This is a genomic window from Parafrankia sp. BMG5.11 (assembly GCF_004337455.1).
The window spans coordinates 17501-31641 of the sequence record NZ_SJXI01000013.1 but is presented as its reverse complement, the minus strand read 5'-3'; the positions used below and the strand labels follow the sequence as shown (position 1 = coordinate 31641).

General features: G+C 66.3%; 19 protein-coding genes (1 of these 19 cut by a window edge). 10 read left to right on the top strand and 9 right to left on the bottom strand.

The genetic code is table 11. The features are described 5' to 3' along the window. Positions 1 to 3: 3 nt before the first annotated feature. Complete coding sequence (locus E0504_RS07160) at positions 4 to 414, top strand: response regulator (protein ID WP_131622545.1); 411 nt, start codon at positions 4 to 6, stop codon at positions 412 to 414. Here the strand turns inward: E0504_RS07160 and E0504_RS07155 are convergent. The 6 genes from E0504_RS07155 to E0504_RS07130 are packed head-to-tail and all read right to left on the bottom strand — an operon-like array spanning position 411 to position 4380. Then, the gene (locus E0504_RS07155; RefSeq protein WP_131622543.1) at positions 411 to 1028 is read right to left on the bottom strand and encodes a riboflavin synthase; all 618 of its coding nucleotides are present in this window, start codon (positions 1026 to 1028) and stop codon (positions 411 to 413) included. The two genes, E0504_RS07160 and E0504_RS07155, sit on opposite strands and share 4 nt — an antisense overlap. Then, positions 1028 to 2002: a bifunctional diaminohydroxyphosphoribosylaminopyrimidine deaminase/5-amino-6-(5-phosphoribosylamino)uracil reductase RibD gene (ribD, locus tag E0504_RS07150; protein WP_131623017.1), complete on the bottom strand. Its 975-nt coding sequence runs from the start codon at positions 2000 to 2002 to the stop codon at positions 1028 to 1030. Before ribD ends, E0504_RS07155 begins: the two co-directional genes overlap by 1 nt. After that, complete coding sequence (locus tag E0504_RS07145; RefSeq protein WP_131622541.1) at positions 1992 to 2576, bottom strand: hypothetical protein; 585 nt, start codon at positions 2574 to 2576, stop codon at positions 1992 to 1994. Before E0504_RS07145 ends, ribD begins: the two co-directional genes overlap by 11 nt. Before the next feature lie 33 nt (positions 2577 to 2609). Further along, positions 2610 to 3332, bottom strand: coding sequence for a M48 family metallopeptidase (locus tag E0504_RS07140; RefSeq protein ID WP_131622539.1), 723 nt, complete (start codon positions 3330 to 3332; stop codon positions 2610 to 2612). Further along, positions 3329 to 3790: a YcgN family cysteine cluster protein gene (locus E0504_RS07135; protein WP_131622537.1), complete on the bottom strand. Its 462-nt coding sequence runs from the start codon at positions 3788 to 3790 to the stop codon at positions 3329 to 3331. Before E0504_RS07135 ends, E0504_RS07140 begins: the two co-directional genes overlap by 4 nt. Then, on the bottom strand, positions 3778 to 4380 hold the full coding sequence (locus E0504_RS07130) for an SCO family protein (RefSeq protein WP_131622535.1): 603 nt from the start codon (positions 4378 to 4380) through the stop codon (positions 3778 to 3780). Before E0504_RS07130 ends, E0504_RS07135 begins: the two co-directional genes overlap by 13 nt. A 79-nt stretch (positions 4381 to 4459) precedes the next feature. Between E0504_RS07130 and E0504_RS07125 the strand changes: the two genes are divergently transcribed. The 5 genes from E0504_RS07125 (at position 4460) to ssb (ending at position 8554) form a co-directional block, all read left to right on the top strand. Continuing rightward, positions 4460 to 5077: an ankyrin repeat domain-containing protein gene (locus E0504_RS07125; RefSeq protein ID WP_131622533.1), complete on the top strand. Its 618-nt coding sequence runs from the start codon at positions 4460 to 4462 to the stop codon at positions 5075 to 5077. Further along, a complete protein-coding gene (locus tag E0504_RS07120; RefSeq protein ID WP_131622531.1) occupies positions 5074 to 5736 on the top strand; it encodes a COQ9 family protein in 663 nt (220 codons plus the stop codon). The genes E0504_RS07125 and E0504_RS07120 overlap by 4 nt, the downstream gene beginning before the upstream one ends. Before the next feature lie 53 nt (positions 5737 to 5789). Beyond that, entirely contained in the window at positions 5790 to 6029 is a 240-nt protein-coding gene (locus tag E0504_RS07115) for a FeoA family protein (protein WP_131622529.1), read from the top strand. Beyond that, positions 6026 to 7888 (top strand): ferrous iron transporter B, encoded by a 1863-nt coding sequence (locus tag E0504_RS07110; RefSeq protein WP_131622527.1) that lies wholly within the window; start codon positions 6026 to 6028, stop codon positions 7886 to 7888. Before E0504_RS07115 ends, E0504_RS07110 begins: the two co-directional genes overlap by 4 nt. Positions 7889 to 8020: 132 nt before the next feature. Then, entirely contained in the window at positions 8021 to 8554 is a 534-nt protein-coding gene (ssb, locus tag E0504_RS07105; protein WP_131622525.1) for a single-stranded DNA-binding protein, read from the top strand. Between the two features lie 40 nt (positions 8555 to 8594). Here the strand turns inward: ssb and E0504_RS07100 are convergent, their stop codons facing one another. Together E0504_RS07100 and E0504_RS07095 are read right to left on the bottom strand one after the other, a co-directional pair. Beyond that, complete coding sequence (locus E0504_RS07100; protein ID WP_131623015.1) at positions 8595 to 9125, bottom strand: DUF177 domain-containing protein; 531 nt, start codon at positions 9123 to 9125, stop codon at positions 8595 to 8597. Further along, complete coding sequence (locus E0504_RS07095; protein ID WP_131622523.1) at positions 9125 to 9640, bottom strand: ubiquinol-cytochrome C chaperone family protein; 516 nt, start codon at positions 9638 to 9640, stop codon at positions 9125 to 9127. The genes E0504_RS07100 and E0504_RS07095 overlap by 1 nt, the downstream gene beginning before the upstream one ends. 142 nt (positions 9641 to 9782) lie before the next feature. On the opposite strand from E0504_RS07095, the gene E0504_RS07090 reads away from it, so the two are divergent. The 4 genes from E0504_RS07090 (at position 9783) to E0504_RS07075 (ending at position 12663) form a co-directional block, all read left to right on the top strand. Beyond that, positions 9783 to 10253, top strand: coding sequence for an outer membrane protein assembly factor BamE (locus E0504_RS07090; RefSeq protein ID WP_131622521.1), 471 nt, complete (start codon positions 9783 to 9785; stop codon positions 10251 to 10253). 41 nt (positions 10254 to 10294) lie between these two features. Next, on the top strand, positions 10295 to 10870 hold the full coding sequence (gene hslV, locus E0504_RS07085; protein ID WP_131622520.1) for an ATP-dependent protease subunit HslV: 576 nt from the start codon (positions 10295 to 10297) through the stop codon (positions 10868 to 10870). 5 nt (positions 10871 to 10875) lie between these two features. Continuing rightward, complete coding sequence (gene hslU / locus E0504_RS07080) at positions 10876 to 12174, top strand: ATP-dependent protease ATPase subunit HslU (protein ID WP_131622518.1); 1299 nt, start codon at positions 10876 to 10878, stop codon at positions 12172 to 12174. 90 nt (positions 12175 to 12264) lie between these two features. Then, positions 12265 to 12663, top strand: a complete 399-nt coding sequence (locus tag E0504_RS07075) for a GFA family protein (protein ID WP_131622516.1) — start codon at positions 12265 to 12267, stop codon at positions 12661 to 12663. A gap of 6 nt (positions 12664 to 12669) precedes the next feature. On the opposite strand, the gene E0504_RS07070 is transcribed toward E0504_RS07075, so the two are convergent. Further along, a protein-coding gene (locus tag E0504_RS07070; RefSeq protein WP_131622514.1) for an ABC transporter ATP-binding protein/permease crosses the window boundary here: on the bottom strand, positions 12670 to 14141 show its 3' portion. It continues 358 nt past the right edge of the window; only the last 1472 of its 1830 coding nucleotides appear in the window; its start codon lies off the right edge, out of view; the stop codon is at positions 12670 to 12672.

The window sequence follows — 14141 nt, the reverse complement described above, 5'->3', positions numbered from 1 at the left end:
CGGATGGCGCTGATCTTCTATGCCGAAGACGATTCGCTGATGGGCGAGCTGGTCCAGGCCACGCTGCTGGATGCAGGTCACGCGGTCGGGGTGCTGGGCGACGGCGAGGATGCCCTGCGCGCGCTGCGTCGCCGCAAGCCGGATCTCGCGATCGTGGACATGGCGATGCCGCAGATAAGCGGGTCCGAGTTGATCAAGATCGTCCGCCGCGATCCCGAGCTCTACGACATTCCGATCCTGGTGCTGACCGCCCGGCGATCCGCTGAGGATGAGGCGATCGCTCGCCAGGCAGGCGCCAACGGTTATCTGCGCAAGCCGTTCGAGCCCGAGCGGCTGGTCAGCATGGTCAATCAGCTGCTCGAATGGTCCCGCACCCGCAAGGCGCCCAAGCCACCCGAAGAGCGGGCCCTCTAGGCGCGCAGGCTTTCGAGCCGCTGAAGATAGCGCGCGACGGTGTCGATCTCGAGGTTGACCTCGGACCCTTGGGCCAATTCCCCCAGCGTGGTGACCTCAGCGGTGTGCGGGATGATGTTGAGCCCGAAATGGACCGAGCCGTTGCTCCGATCTTCCACCGAATTGACCGTCAGCGATACGCCGTCGACCGTGATGGAGCCCTTGGCGGCGATGAACGGCGCGAGTTCGCGCGGGGCGAGCACCGTCACCCGCATGGAATCGCCCTCCGGTTCCCAGTTGGCCACCTCGCCTACCGCGTCCACGTGCCCTGAGACGATGTGCCCGCCCAGTTCGTCACCGACCTTGAGCGACGGTTCGAGATTGATGCGCGCGCCCTGGTGCCACATGCCGCGGGCGGTGCGGCTGACAGTCTCGGCCGAGACGTCGACTGCGAACCACGCGTCGCCCGCCTCCCCGCCGCGCTCGACCACCGTCAGGCACACGCCGGCGCAGGCGATCGAGGCACCGATGGTGATCCGATCGGGATCCCACGGACAGGCAATCCGCACCCGCATGTCGCCGCGCTGCTCGACGCCCTCGATAGTGCCGACGGCAGTGACAATACCGGTGAACATCAGGCCTCTCCTTCTCGGACGCGGCGATAAGCGGTGAACCGGTCGCTGCCAACCCGGGCCTGCTCGGTGACAGCCCAGCGTCCGTGAGTCGCTGCCAAGTCGGACACGCCAAGCGACCCCAAAGCTCGCAAGCCATCGCCGATGACGATCGGAGCATGATAAATCTCCAGCCGATCGATGAGATCGGCCGACAGAAATGCCGCCGCCGTCTGCGCGCCGCCCTCGATATAAAGGTAGTGCACGCCGTCCATTGACCGGATGTCATCGGGCGCGGCGATGGTCTGCGCTCCATCGGCAGCCCGGCGGCTCAGCACCCACCGCTCCGGCGAGCGATGCTCCAGCCCGGGGAGCCGGACGTCGAGGCGCGGCGCATCCGCGCGCAACGTTCCGCCCCCGACCAGAATGGCATCGACCCGCGCGCGGCGAGCATGGACATGCGCCCGCGCCTCGGGGCCCGTGATCCACCGGCTGGTACCATCGCCAAGCGCGATGCATCCATCGAGGGACATGGCCAATTTCAAAGTAACATGCGGCCGGCCCAGCCGGGCGCGGGTCAGGTACCCTTCCAGGCTATCCGCTGCAGCGGCGGACCGGACCAGCTCGGCAGCGATCCCGGCGTCGCGCAACCGGGCAAGTCCGCTGCCGGCGGTGCGCGGGTCTGGATCCTCGACCCCCACGACCACGCGCGCGGGGCGCGCCGCGACCAGCAGGTCCGCGCACGCTGGCCCCCGTGCCGACAAATGCGCGCAAGGCTCCAGCGTGACGTAAACGGTCGCCCCTTGTGCGCGGTCGCCGCCGGCTCGCAACGCCATGGCTTCGGCATGCGGACGCCCGCCCGGCCCGGTCCAGCCGCGCGCCAGCACCTGGTCATCGCGGACGATAATGCAGCCGACTGCCGGGTTCGGCCGGGTCAGCCCGCGCCCGCGTGCCGCCAGCCGTGCCGCAGCCGCAAGCCACTGTGGATCATCGGGCAGGGCGAGCGGCTCCGCTGGCACTAGCACTGGGTTGCGCTTGCGCTTCCTGGCGGGCGATCTCGCGTTCCATCGCGTCCACATCGAGCCCCGTCGCCCGGCCGAGCGCGCGGTAAGCATCCTTCGCCTCTTCCTCGCGCCGGGCCAGCTCGGCCTGCCAGCGGTCCTGTACCGCCTGATTGGCGATGTTCGACGCCTGGATTTCCGCATCGCTGCGGCCATCGGCAAAGGTGGAGATGAAGGTCACCTCCGGCGGCCGGGGCGGGACGATCACCCGCTCCTTCGTGAACTGATACATCAGGGTGAAGGTCATCAGCCCCGCGAGGGCGAGCACCCCGACGCGGATTCGCACGTGCTCGGCGATGGCCGCGGCGATGGCAACACCCGCGATCAGCGCCAGCGCGGCGCCGACCAGCCAGTCGAAGTCCGCGGCGCGATCGCTCAGCAGAAGCATGAGGGACGCGGTCAGCAGCGCAGAGCCGCCGAGGATCGGCCACCGGTATGGATTGGGCCGTTTGAACTCGGTCCAGAAATCGGCGATGCCCGGACCGGGGTTGAGGCGCTGGATGATCCGCATGCCACCCAATCTAGGGCCTGGTTCCGCCTTCGCCTAGCCGAAGCTGGCGTAAAGTGAGCGGCCGTGCGCCTTGATCCATGCGTCTGCGGCCGCGAGGTCGCCTTCGAACAGTTCGCCGAGCGCCGCGTGAAACGCTGGGCTATGGTCGAAGTGCAGGCAATGCGCGACTTCGTGCGCGACCACGGATCGGCGCACCGCATCCGGCGCCTGCACCAGCCGCCAGTTGATTCGCACCGTGCCGTTGGTCGAGCAACTGCCCCAGCGGCGTTGCGCCCGGCTCAGCCGCAGTTGCGGTGTCGGTATCCGCGCCCGAGCGGCGTAGAAGGCGAGGTCTTCGACCAGCAGCGCCTGTGCCGATCGCTCGAGCCAGCGCTGAAGACGCGGCGCGATCTGATCGGCCGGACCGCCGAGGACGATGCGGTGGTCCTCCAGCTGCGGGGTGCGTCGATGGCCCGCCCGGTGGTCGATCGCCAATTCTCCGCCGCGATAGAGGATCGTTCCACCGGCGCGCGGCGCGCGTTGTTGCGGCACCCGGGCAAGCTGGTCGGCCAGCCATTGCGTACGCGCCCGGACGAATCCCAGCGCTTCGCGTTCGGGGCACCAGCGCGGCAGGGTCAGGCGCACTTCGCTGCCGTCCGGCGCAAGGCGCAAGGTCAGGCGCCGGGCACGCGCGTCGCGGCGCAGCGCCACGGGGAGGACCCGGCCCGCTATTTCCACTGTCGGACCGGCAGCATCGCGCGCCAGCCAGGCGCTCATGCGTCCGCGTCCTCGTCCAACCGGATCCAGTCCACGACGTGATTTTCGAGCGGCCCAGCCACGGTTTCGCTGATGACCCGGCCCGCGACGCCGGGGCCATCGGCGTGGACCGACTCCCGGTTGCCACTCACGAGATAGTGCCATTCCGCCAGCGGCTGGTTGTCCGCCCGCAAACGATAGGCGCATGTCTCGGGCAGCCAGCTGACCTGTTTGACCAGGCGGGGCGTCAGGCGCATGCAATCGGGCACGAAAGCCTTGCGGTGCCGGTAGTCCCCGCACAGCGCGGTGCCGGTGTCGAGCAGCTTGCAGGCGACGTTGGTGTGGGCGATCTCGCCCGTATCCTCGTCCTCCAGCTTATGCAGGCAGCATAGACCGCAGCCGTCGCACAACGCCTCCCACTCGTCGCGGGAGAGGTCTGCGAGGGGCAGGTTCCAGAAGTCGTCCCTCAGCGCACCCATTTCGCCAGTTCCTTGGCCACGGCGGATGCGCCCTGATCGGTCGGCAGGGTCGCGAGCGGGAGCCCGGCGGGGTCGAACAAGTACGTGATGCCGGAATGGTTCACGAGATAGGCCCCGCCGTCTTCCTGCTCGCCCTTGGAATGATAAACCTTGAAGGCATCCGCAGCGGCCTGAACCTGTTCAGGCGTGCCGGTGAGCGCGACCATCTTGGGATCGAACGCGGCGGCGAACTGGCCGACGACCTGGGGGGTGTCCCGCTCGGGATCGATGGTGATGAAGATTTGCTGGACCTTGGCCCGCAAATCCGGGTGCTCGCGCGCAAATTTCTTCAAACCCTGCGTGGTCCGCTGGACATCGGTCGGGCAAATGTCGGGGCAGTAGGTATAGCCGAAATACACCACCGCATACTTGCCGCGGAAATCGGCCCAGCGTTTCGTTTGCCCATGCTGATCGGTCAGCGTGAAATCGCCGCCGATCGTTGCGCCCGCCAGCGGAGGCTCGTCCGCTGGCGCGGGGGACTGCTGACATCCCGCGAGAGTCAGAAAGAGGAGGGCTGCTGTAAGGAGGCGAGGCATGGCGCGGCGGTTCATGGTCTGCTAACGGGTGGGCGGCAAGGGCGCCGTTGCCGACTGGCGCGTTTACGTAAGGTTTGAAGAGAGGGGCTGAAAGATGCCGGGGGTCGTTTTCCGCAATCTGGCCGCGTTTCTGGCGTTCGGCGCCATGTTCGCTTCCGCGCCTGCGGCGGCACAGATGCGCGATGGCTATAGCTTCCTGAAGGCGGTCAAGGATCGCGACGGGACGAAGGCGACCGAGTTCTTGAGCGAACCGGGTAGCACCCTGATCAAGACGACCGATCAGACCACTGGCGAGACCGCGCTGCACATCGTGGTGCAGCGGCGGGACGAGACATGGACCCGGTTCCTGCTCGACCGCGGGGCGGATCCCAACAAGAGCGACAAGCGCGGCGTCACCCCGCTGGCCCTGGCGGCGGGCCTTGGGTTTACCGAAGGGGTGGAGCTTCTCTTGAAAAAGGGCGCGCGGGTCGACGTCGTCAACGCGTCGGGCGAAACGCCGCTGATCGCGGCGGTGCATCGGCGCGACGTCCCGATGATCCGGCTGCTGCTGCAGCACGGCGCAAGCGCTGATCGGGCCGACACTTCAGGCCGCTCGGCGCGCGAATACGCGAAACTGATGGGCGGTTCGGCCGGGGTCACCGCGGAGATCGACCGCGCGGAAGCGGCGCGCAAGGCTGCCCCGCAATCGGAAACTTACGGTCCCGGTCTGTGACGGCGGCGAGCGCTGACCTGACCTTGGACGAACTGCGAGTGGCGCTGGCCCCGGCGATCGCCGATGCGGCCGTGTTCGACGGGTGGACTGACGCCGCGCTGGTATCCGCCGCGCAGATGGACGGGGTCGACGCCGATGTGGCGCGGCTCGCCTTTCCCGGCGGAGCGATGGACATGATTGCGGCATGGGTAGGCAGCGTCGACCTGACAATGGCGCATGCCCTGCCGCCCGAGACCCTCGGCGCGCTCAAGATTCGTGAGCGCATACGTGCGCTGGTGCAGGCGCGTCTCGCGGCGATTGCCGGACGGGAAGAGGCGCTGCGGCGCGCGCTTGCAATCATGTCGCTGCCGCAGAACGTGGTGCGCGCCGGGAAGCTGGGCTGGGCCAGCGCGGACGCGATGTGGCGGCTCGCAGGCGACACGGCGACAGACTACAATCACTACACCAAGCGGGCGCTGCTTGCCGGCATCTACGCCGCCACCCTGGCGGTCTTCGTCGACGATGAGAGCGAGGGAAAGACCTCCACCGGCGCCTTCCTCGACCGCCGGATCGAGGGGGTGATGCAGTTCGAGAAAGTTAAGGCGCAGCTTCTGCGGCCCAGTGGCGAGCGGTTCAGCGTCGCGCGCTTCTTCGGGAGGCTGCGCTACCCGGCGTCCTGATCCACTATTGCAAATCAGTTGCAACTAGCGGCGCGTTTGCCTACCTGCGACCAATGACTCTGGACGGACTTGAACGCGGTCACCGCGCGCGCATCGTGGCAGTGGATTGGGATCGCCTCGCCCCTCAGGATGGAATGCGACTACGCGCCTTGGGTCTCGACGCGGGCGCGCGGGTGGCGATTGCACATCGCGGCGTATTTGGCGGACGCGATCCAATTGCGGTGATGATCGGCCGGATGACCGTGGCGGTACGCCGGGGCCATGCCTCGGCCATGGAGATCGAGCCGCTGTGAGCCGACTGCGCACCGCCGCGCTGGTCGGCAACCCCAATGCAGGCAAGAGCGCGCTGTTCAACGCGCTGACCGGCGCGCGCCAGAAGATCGCCAACTATCCGGGGGTCACCGTCGAACGCAAGGCGGGCCGCCTTACGCTGCCGAGCGGAGAACCGGTCGAACTGATCGACCTGCCGGGCGCCTATTCCTTCGACCCGTCGAGCCCTGACGAAGAAGTCACGCGAAAGGTCGTGCACGGCGAATTCCCCGGCGAAGCGACCCCTGAAGTGCTCATCGTGGTGCTCGATGCGGCTAACCTGGAACAGCATCTGGTGTTCGCGCAGGAGGTGATCGCGCTGGGCCGGCCCACCGTGGTCGCGCTCAACATGGTCGACCTTGCCGAACGGGACGGGCTGACGCTTGATCCCGCGGCACTGTCACAAGGCTTGGGCGTGCCGGTGATCCCGACCGTTGCCGTGCGCCGGAGGGGCCTGACCGAGTTGAGCGAGGCGATTGCCAGTGCGGAGCGGCACGCCGAGGCACACGAGGCGCACCCCCGCGCGCACCTGACGCTTCCCGAACGGCGTCTGGCGGCAGCCAATATCGCGCGCGGCGCGGTGCTGTCGGAAACCGCCCAGCACCGGCTGCACGCAGGTCTGGACCGGGTGCTGCTTCACCCGTGGCTCGGACCGCTGATCCTGTTTGGCCTGCTGTTTGTCGTCTTTCAGGCAGTTTTCGCTTGGGCCACTCCGTTCGCGGACGGACTAGAGATGTTCGCGGGCATGATCTCCGATTCGATCCGCAACAACGTCGGCGCCAGTCTGGTACGCGATCTGGTGACGGAGGGGATCATCGGGGGTGTTGGCTCGGTCGTCGTCTTCCTGCCGCAGATCGTGATCCTGTTCGCCTTCATCCTTGCGATGGAAGCGTCCGGTTACATGGCGCGTGCTGCGTTCCTGATGGACCGGATGATGCAGGGCGTGGGGCTGTCTGGGCGCAGTTTCATTCCGCTGCTCTCCAGCTTCGCCTGCGCCATTCCCGGCATCATGGCGACCCGCTCGATCGCCGACCCCAAGGATCGCCTGACCACTATCCTGATCGCCCCGCTGATGACCTGTTCGGCACGGCTGCCGGTCTATGCGGTGATCATTGCGGCGTTCATCCCCCGGACGGCGATCGGTCCGGAAGGGTTCGAAGTCATCGGCCTGCAGGGGCTGGTGCTGTTCGGCCTGTACGTGGCGGGCATCGTCGGCGCGATGGCGGCAGCGCTCGTGCTGCGGCGAACGGTCGCCAAGGGCGCAGCCTCGGGCTTCATCATGGAATTACCGCGCTATCAGATGCCGCTGCTGAAGGACCTGGCGATCGGGCTATGGCAGCGTGCATGGGTGTTCCTGCGGCGCGCCGGCACGATTATCTTCACCGTCACGGTCGTGCTGTGGGTCCTTCTCAGTTTTCCGCGCGCGGCGCCGGGCGAAAGCCAGGTGGAGGCGTCGATCGCTGGTCAGGTCAGCAAGGGGCTGGCAGTGGTGGTGGAGCCGATCGGCTTCAACCGCGAGATCGCGCTGGCACTCATTCCCGCGATGGCAGCACGCGAGGTGGCCGTGTCGAGCTTGGCCACGACCTACGCAGTCGACGCCCCTGACGAGGAAGCGGCGGCGCAGGGGCTCGCCAGCCAGTTGTCTGCGAAGTGGAGCTTGCCGACCGCGCTCGCCTTCCTGGCGTGGTTCGTGTTCGCGCCGCAGTGTCTTTCAACGATCGCCGTCACCCGGCGCGAAACGAACGGGTGGAAATGGCCGGCGTTCATGCTCGCGTACCTGTTTGGACTCGCCTATATTTTCGCTGGCCTGACGTTTTGGACAGCGACCGCGCTCGGCCTCTAGCCGAGCTCGGGCATAAGCGGCGGTTCGCTGGTTGAGGGACGGCGACCCCGGCCCTACATCGAAGCGAGAATCACTTAACAGGCGCGCCTGCGGATGCAGTCGTGCTTGAGCTGTAGAAGGGAAGCGAGAGAGATGGCGGGCAGCCTCAACAAGGTCATGCTGATCGGAAACCTGGGCGCGGATCCCGAGGTCAAGAGCTTCCAGAACGGCGGGCGCATCGCCAACCTGCGCATCGCGACGTCCGAGAGCTGGAAAGACAAGAACTCTGGCGAGCGCAAGGAACGCACCGAGTGGCACACGGTGGTGCTGCAGTCGGACGGCCTGATCGGGGTGGCCGAACGCTATCTGCGCAAGGGCAGCAAGGTTTATATCGAAGGCAGCCTGCGCACCCGCAAGTGGCAGGATCAATCGGGTAACGATCGCTACTCGACGGAGATTTCCGTCGGCGGGCCGGGCGCGGTCATGACGATGCTCGACGGCGCGCAAGGCGGTGGCGGTGGCGGTGGCCAGCGCGGCGGCGGTGGCGGCGGCAATGACTGGAGCGGCGGCAGCTCTTCGAGCGGCGGCTCTTCGGGGGGCGGCTGGAACCAGGGCGGTGCAGCGGGCGGCGCGTCGTTGGGCGGCGGATCGAACTACGACGATCTCGACGACGATATTCCCTTCTGATCGTCGAATGATCACCGGCCGCGCGAGGGACGAGGGGCCGCTAGGTCGGCTTGAGACCTCTTAGCAGCTCGGCAAGCGGACCTTCGGCTTCGCCTTCAGGGGCAATGCCCGCCTCGCGCCGGATAGCGTCGGCATTTGGCCCTTCGGCGTAAGGGTCGATCGCCAGGCCAAGGCTTTGGGCGACCGCTTCGCCGATGTCGAAACTATCGCCGGTGAATTCGATTTCATCCGGCTCGTCGGCAGGCAGCTCGGCCTCTTCCTCGGGATCGACCGCGCGCACTTCGCGCACGAACCGCAGGCTAAGCGGCTCCTCCACATCGACAGGAAAGTCGTCGCCGGAGACCGCGCACGCCTGAATCAACTGCGCTTTCAAGCATCCCCGCGCGTCGACAGCATCGCCGTCTGGCTCAAACGTCAGTTCGGCGCTGAAGCTGGTAATGCCCACTACGCCGAACCGCGCTGCAAGGGCGGCCCGTTCCCCTTCGTCCGCTTCGATCGTCACGCGCTCGGGCACGGCCGGCCGCACGCGGACCATTCGGAAAAACTCCACGCCGGGATCCTCGGTAGCCATCACCCTGCGATCTTTCCGGAGAGTAACTCGTCATCGGACGTTCGCGCGAGCCGACCGGCGAAGTCCCGCAAGCAAGCCGCGACCGCGGCGACATCGCCGCCGTCACGGACGGTCAGGTTGCGCTGCACCGCGTCATGCAGGGCGGCTTCATCACCCGCGAGCCCCGCGCGGTATGCCGACAAACGCCCGCCCATCGATCCCACCAGCTTGCCCACGTGCTTGCCGACAACCGGATCGCCCACGCCCAGTTCGCGCAGTTGGCCGTCCATGTCGTGCACGAACAGCTCAGTCAGGTAGACCGAGGATCGCAAGAGCGGAGGTGCCGCCTCCATTCGCACCAGCACCGCTGCAAGCACCGCAGTCACCATGTCGAACCGCCCAGGGACCGAATCTTCCACTCCGAATTCGGCGTACCAGACGGGACGACGCGCCTCGTCCACGATCGCTTGCCACAGGGGCCGCAGGTCTTCGCGTTCGTCAGGCTTGCGCGCGAACAGTCGGTGCAAAAGGGTCATGCGCCGTCATGTCGCGTGCATTCACCGCCAATTCAAGCAGCAGGGCACAGGCGGACGCGGTCGCGCGATTGCCAGCGTGGTTCCGCCACCCTAAGGCGAGCGGCGACGGGCGAGACTCCCGGTTAGGACAAAGAGGTTTTCGATGACGGCTGTTCGGTTCCTGGGCGCGGGCGCGCTGGCAGCAGTGGCGCTGGCGATGGGCGGTTGCGCCTCGATCAAGGAGAGCCGCGGCTACATCGTCGACCAGACGCTGACCAGCTCGATCCAGCCGGGTATCGACAATCGGCAGTCGGTACAGGGTACCCTCGGCCACCCCAGCTTCGAAAGCCAGTTCGGCCAGCCGACCTGGTATTATGTATCGAGCCGTACGGCGCGGCGGCCGTTTTCGGATCCCAAGATTGCCGAACACCAGGTGCTGGCCGTCCAGTTCGACGCCGCGGGCAATGTCGCCAATGTGCAGCGCACCGGCCTCGACCAGGTCGTGTTTCTGAATCCCGATGGTGACGAGACCGCGACCGTCGGCCGCAACCGCGGGTTCTTCGAAGACCTGTTCGGAAACATCGGCGCGGTCGGCGCGCCTGGCGCCGGCGGCGCGGGCCCTGCCGGCCCCTAGCCTCGCTTGAAGCGCACCAGCCGCCCCCCATATGCGGCGGCATGGACGAGAGACATTCGGCGCACGGCCTGACCCCGTGGCATGGAACCACCATCATCGGCGTCAAGCGCGGGGACCGGACGGTCGTCGCCGGCGACGGTCAGGTGTCGATGGGCAATACCGTCATGAAGCCGAACGCGCGCAAGGTGCGTCGGATCGGCCCCAGGGACACGAACGGGGAAGGCGCCGTAATCGCAGGCTTCGCGGGAGCGACCGCTGACGCCTTCACCCTGTTCGAGCGGCTGGAGAAGAAGCTGGAGCAATACAGCGGCCAGCTGATGCGCGCAGCGGTCGAACTCGCCAAGGACTGGCGCACCGATAAATACCTGCGCAACCTTGAAGCCCTGATGATCGTAGCGGACAAGGACGTGTTGCTGGTGCTGACCGGCAATGGCGATGTGCTGGAGCCGGAAGGCGGGATCGCCGCCATCGGCAGTGGGGGCAATTACGCGCTCGCCGCGGCCAAGGCGTTATCCGATTACGAGGACGATCCCGAAAAGATCGCCCGCCGCGCGATGCAGGTTGCAGCCGAAGTGTGCGTATTTACCAATGACCGCGTGACGGTCGAAACGGTCTGAAACTCATGGACAACCTGACCCCAAAGGCGATTGTCGCCGCGCTCGACGAGCACATCATCGGCCAGGCCGACGCCAAGCGCGCGGTCGCGGTGGCCTTGCGCAATCGCTGGCGCCGCCAGCGCCTTTCGCCCGAACTGCGCGACGAGGTCAGCCCCAAGAACATACTGATGATCGGGCCCACCGGGTGCGGCAAGACCGAGATCAGCCGGCGCCTGGCGAAGCTTGCCGAAGCGCCGTTCGTGAAAGTGGAGGCGACCAAGTTCACCGAAGTCGGCTATGTTGGCCGGGATGTTGAACAGATCGCGCGCGACCTGGTCGAAGAAGCGATCCGGCTGGAGAAAGACCGCCGGCGCGAGGCAGTGCGCGAGGCTGCGAGCAGGGCCGCAATGGACCGCCTGCTGAAGGCGCTCGTCGGCGAGAACGCCAGCGAAGCGACGCGCGAAAGCTTCCGCGAGCGGATCACGCAGAACGCCATGAACGACGTGGAGGTCGAGATTGAGGTCGAGGAAGCGGCGGCCATGCCGTTCGACCTGGGCGGGATGGGCGGCAACGTCGGCATGATCAATCTTGGCGATATGATGTCCAAGGCCATGGGCAAGTCGCCTTTGAAGCGTCGCAAGCTCAAGGTGCCGGACGCGTGGGACAAGCTTGTCGAAGAAGAAGCTGAAAAGCGGATGGACCAGGACGACGTGGCCCGCGTCGCCCTGGCCAACGCCGAGAGCAATGGCATCGTTTTCCTCGACGAGATTGACAAGATCGCGGTGAGCGACGTGCGCGGCGGCTCAGTCAGCCGCGAGGGCGTCCAGCGTGACCTGTTGCCGCTTATCGAAGGCACCACCGTTTCGACCAAGTACGGGCCGATGAAGACCGACCATGTCCTGTTCATCGCGAGCGGGGCGTTTCATGTGGCGAAGCCGTCCGACATGTTGCCTGAATTGCAGGGGCGTCTGCCCATCCGCGTCGAATTGCAGTCGCTGACCGAGGAAGATTTCGTGCGCATCCTCAGCGAGACCCGCGCTAACTTGGTCGCGCAGTACAAGGCGCTGCTCGGCACCGAGGAGGTCACGCTCGAACTGGGCGAAGATGCCGTGCGCGAGATCGCACGCATCGCGGCGCAGGTGAACCAGAGCGTCGAGAACATCGGTGCGCGCCGCTTGCAGACGGTGATGGAAAAGCTGCTCGAGGAGCTCAGCTTCGAGGCGGAGGATCGCAAGGGTGAGACCGTGACGATCGACGCGCCTTACGTGCGCGACCGGCTCGGCGCACTGGCTGGGGACAGCGATCTGTCGAAATTCATTCTCTAGCTGGCGGCGTCATTCGCGCGGGCGGTGGCGGCGCTTGCTTCGCGGCCTGTGCTGCCACTACACTCGGCCCGCCAGACGAGGGAGATGGTTATGGCGAGCGGAGGCTGCCACTGCGGCGCGGTGCGCTATACGGTGGACGGAGAGATGCATCACAATGCGGTGTGTCACTGTAGCGATTGCCGGCGCAGCAGCGGGGCGATCATGGTGCCTTGGGCAGCCTTCGCGAAGGACGCCCTTACGGTGGAGAGCGGTACGCCGAGCGTCTATCGATCGTCCGAATACGGTGAGCGGCACTTTTGCGGCCAGTGCGGCACGGGGTTGTTCTACTACAACGAACAGATCCTGCCCGGGATCGTCGATATTCAGGCCGTCTCGTTCGACGACGCGGCGGAGCGCGCGCCTCAGGCCCATATCCAGGTTGCCGACAGTCTTCCGTGGGAAGATTCCCTCGGCACTCTGCCGCGGTTCGACCGCTATCCCGGGGCCTGACGGCGGTTATTCCGCGGCTTCGCCCAGGATCTCGCTTTCGGACTGCTGGCGGTTCCACATTTCCGCGTAGAGTCCGCCTTTCCGTAGCAGGGCAGGGTGACTGCCCTGCTCTGCCAGCCGGCCTTGATCGAGCACCAGGATCTGGTCCGCGTCGGCGACCGTCGACAGACGGTGAGCGATGCTGAGCGAGGTGCGATGCGCGCTCACCCGGTGCAGCGTCCCCAGGATGTCCTGCTCCGTGCGCGAGTCCAAGGCGCTGGTCGCCTCGTCGAGCACCAGGATCGGCGGATCCTTGACCAGGGTCCGTGCGATGGCAACGCGCTGCTTCTCGCCGCCCGACAGCTTCAACCCGCGTTCGCCCACCTCGGTGGCGAAACCTTGCGGCAAGCGCTCGATAAGGGGCAGGATCGCGGCGCCTCGCGCTGCTCGAACAATATCCTCGTCGCTCGCACTGCCGAGCGCGGACGGGCGGCCGTAGGCGATGTTGTAACCGATCGTATCGTTGAACAGGACGCTGTCCTGCGGCACGATGCCGATAGCGGAGCGGACGGACGCTTGAGTTACTTGGGAGATATCCTGCCCGTCGATCAGGACCCGGCCGGACCAGGGATCGTAAAACCGAAACAGCAACCTGGCGATGGTGCTCTTGCCCGCGCCTGATGGACCGACGATCGCCACCTGCGCGCCTGCCGGCACCTCGAAGCTGAGGCCGTGCAGGATAGTCCGATCGGGCTCGTAACCGAAAACCACATCTTCGAACGCGACGGTGGGGCGCCGCACGATGAGCGCAGGTGCGCCTGGGACGTCAGCCACTTCGATGTCGGCGTCGATCAGCTTGAACATCGCCGCCATGTCGATCAGTCCCTGCCGGATGGTGCGATACACCATGCCGAGCATATCGAGCGGGCGGAACAACTGGGTGAGGTACGTCTGCACCGCCACCAGATCGCCGACCGACAGGCGCCCCTGGCTCCATTGCCAGACCGTGAAACCCAGCGCGAACAGCATCAGGCCGTTCATGATCAGCGCCTGGGTGATGTTGAGCAGGCCCAGCGAGTTCTCGGACTTGATCGCCGCTTCGGCATAGGCGCCGGCAGCCCGGCCGTACCGTTCCCGTTCCCGCTCCTCAGCCCCGAAGTACTTCACCGTCTCGTAGTTGAGGAGCGAATCCACTGCCCGCGCGAGCGCGGTCCCGTCGAGGTCGTTCATCTGCTTGCGCAGCGCCGTGCGCCATTCGGTGATCACGCGGGTGGCGACGATGTAGATCGCGACGGTGATAGCGGTTGCGATCACCAGGGGCAGGCCGAACAGCGTATAGAAGATTACCGCCACCGCGATCAGTTCAAGGATGGTCGGCGCGATGTTGAACAGCAGGAAATAGAGCATCGAATCGATGCTCTTGGTGCCGCGCTCGATCGTCTTGGTGACTTCGCCGGTCCGCCGGGAGAGGTGGAACCGCAGACTCAACTGGTGGAGCC

Coding starts and splice junctions, on each gene's coding strand:
- E0504_RS07160 (WP_131622545.1), top strand. CDS start 4: ATGGCGCTGATCTTCTATGCCGAAGACGATTCGCTGATGGGCGAGCTG.
- E0504_RS07155 (WP_131622543.1), bottom strand. CDS start 1,028: ATGTTCACCGGTATTGTCACTGCCGTCGGCACTATCGAGGGCGTCGAG.
- E0504_RS07145 (WP_131622541.1), bottom strand. CDS start 2,576: ATGCGGATCATCCAGCGCCTCAACCCCGGTCCGGGCATCGCCGATTTC.
- E0504_RS07140 (WP_131622539.1), bottom strand. CDS start 3,332: ATGAGCGCCTGGCTGGCGCGCGATGCTGCCGGTCCGACAGTGGAAATA.
- E0504_RS07135 (WP_131622537.1), bottom strand. CDS start 3,790: ATGGGTGCGCTGAGGGACGACTTCTGGAACCTGCCCCTCGCAGACCTC.
- E0504_RS07130 (WP_131622535.1), bottom strand. CDS start 4,380: ATGAACCGCCGCGCCATGCCTCGCCTCCTTACAGCAGCCCTCCTCTTT.
- E0504_RS07125 (WP_131622533.1), top strand. CDS start 4,460: ATGCCGGGGGTCGTTTTCCGCAATCTGGCCGCGTTTCTGGCGTTCGGC.
- E0504_RS07115 (WP_131622529.1), top strand. CDS start 5,790: ATGACTCTGGACGGACTTGAACGCGGTCACCGCGCGCGCATCGTGGCA.
- ssb (WP_131622525.1), top strand. CDS start 8,021: ATGGCGGGCAGCCTCAACAAGGTCATGCTGATCGGAAACCTGGGCGCG.
- E0504_RS07100 (WP_131623015.1), bottom strand. CDS start 9,125: ATGGCTACCGAGGATCCCGGCGTGGAGTTTTTCCGAATGGTCCGCGTG.
- E0504_RS07095 (WP_131622523.1), bottom strand. CDS start 9,640: ATGACCCTTTTGCACCGACTGTTCGCGCGCAAGCCTGACGAACGCGAA.
- E0504_RS07090 (WP_131622521.1), top strand. CDS start 9,783: ATGACGGCTGTTCGGTTCCTGGGCGCGGGCGCGCTGGCAGCAGTGGCG.
- hslV (WP_131622520.1), top strand. CDS start 10,295: ATGGACGAGAGACATTCGGCGCACGGCCTGACCCCGTGGCATGGAACC.
- hslU (WP_131622518.1), top strand. CDS start 10,876: ATGGACAACCTGACCCCAAAGGCGATTGTCGCCGCGCTCGACGAGCAC.
- E0504_RS07075 (WP_131622516.1), top strand. CDS start 12,265: ATGGCGAGCGGAGGCTGCCACTGCGGCGCGGTGCGCTATACGGTGGAC.